Origin of the sequence: Mesorhizobium sp. M1A.F.Ca.IN.020.06.1.1 (assembly GCF_004023265.1) — a bacterium.
GTDB lineage: Bacteria > Pseudomonadota > Alphaproteobacteria > Rhizobiales > Rhizobiaceae > Mesorhizobium.
In genome coordinates this window covers 1-1,440 of record NZ_RZSR01001228.1, presented here as the reverse complement: position 1 = coordinate 1,440, position 1,440 = coordinate 1, and the positions used below count along the sequence as shown (strand labels likewise).

2 protein-coding genes and 1 pseudogene are annotated in these 1,440 nt (G+C 64.7%); all 3 read right to left on the bottom strand.

What is annotated here, in order from left to right; all coding sequences use genetic code 11:
• Window positions 1-198, bottom strand: a pseudogene (locus EOA60_RS32745) (ABC transporter permease); the annotation flags it as partial.
• A gap of 8 nt (window positions 199-206) precedes the next feature.
• Complete coding sequence (locus EOA60_RS32740) at window positions 207-1,127, bottom strand: ABC transporter ATP-binding protein (protein ID WP_095825068.1); 921 nt, start codon at window positions 1,125-1,127, stop codon at window positions 207-209.
• On the bottom strand, window positions 1,124-1,440 hold a 317-nt coding region (locus EOA60_RS32735; RefSeq protein WP_128312606.1), incomplete at its 5' end, for an HlyD family efflux transporter periplasmic adaptor subunit. The genes EOA60_RS32735 and EOA60_RS32740, both read right to left, overlap by 4 nt.

The following is a 1,440-nucleotide window of genomic DNA, read 5'->3' as shown; positions in this document are numbered from 1 at the left end:
CGTGTAGGGATCGCTGCTGGTCGCGACGAGTGCTGCCGGCAGGCTCTTCGGGTCGTTGTTGATGGCATAGCCGAACAGCACCAGCTGTATCAGCGGCACGCCCAGCATCATGGCGAAGGTGATGCGGTCGCGCCGCATCTGGATGAATTCCTTGATCAGCAGCGCGCCGAGTCTCGCGAAGGAAAAGATCGCTCTCACGCCATCTCTCATGCCATGTTGTCCTTCGAGCCGGACATGAACTGGATGAAGACATCTTCCAGGCTGGTCTCGCCCGGCGCCACCGTCACCCCTTTGTGCTCCTTCTCGACATCGGCGAGCGCCTTTTCGAGGGCTGCCTTGTCGGAGCCGACGACATGCAGCGTGGCGCCGAACGGCGCCACCTGGTCGACGCCCGGACGCCCCTGCAGCGCCTCGGCCACGCGGTCGAGCCGCGGTCCCTGCAGCACGAAGGTGGTAAGGCCGGCATTCCTCACCACCTCGTCCACGGTGCCGGTGGCCAGCATCTTGCCGTAGGAGATGTAGCTGATGCGGTGGCAGCGCTCGGCCTCGTCCATGTAATGGGTGGAGACCAGCACGGTGAGCCCGCCGCTGGCCAGGCGGTGGATCTCGTCCCAGAACTCGCGCCGTGCCTTCGGGTCGACGCCAGCCGTCGGCTCGTCGAGCAGCAGCAGCTTCGGCTTGTGCATGATGCAGGCAGCGAGTGCCAGCCGCTGCTTCCAGCCGCCGGAAAGCGTGCCGGCGAGCTGGTTGCGGCGCGTCGTCAGGCCGAGTTCCTGCAGCGTTTGCGAGACATACTCCTCGACCGGCTTCAGCTGGTAGAGCCGCGCCACGAATTCGAGATTCTCGCCGATCGTCAGATCCTCGTAGAACGAGAATTTCTGCGTCATGTACCCGACTTCGCGTTTGATCTTGAGCGCGTCGGTAAGGATGTCGAAGCCGAGCACCGTGCCCTCGCCCGCATCCGGCGTCAAAAGCCCGCACATGATGCGGATGGTCGTCGTCTTGCCCGAGCCGTTCGGCCCGAGGAAACCGACGATCTCGCCCTCGGCGACCGCCATCGTGACATGGTCGACGACGGTCTTGTCGCCGAAGCGCTTGACCAACCCACGGACGTCGATGACGTTCATCTGTCAATATCCGCCAGGTCGACATCGACGATCTGGCCGGGCTGCAGCGGATGGGCATCGCCCTCCGGCCGCGCCTCGACGAGATAGACCAGCTTCTGCCGGTTCTCGAGCGAGTAGATCACCGGCGGGGTGAACTCGGGATCGGGCGACACATAGCTGACGCGTGCCTTCAAATCCGGCCCGCAGCCGTCGCAACGGACGCTGAGCAGGGTGCCGACCTTGACCGAGGAGAAGGCCGTCTCCGGCACATAGACGCTGAGTTTTACCGCGCCGTCGGGCAGCATCGAGATCACCGGCGCGGTCGGTCCGGCCG

Coding starts and splice junctions, on each gene's coding strand:
- EOA60_RS32740 (WP_095825068.1), bottom strand. CDS start 1,127: ATGAACGTCATCGACGTCCGTGGGTTGGTCAAGCGCTTCGGCGACAAG.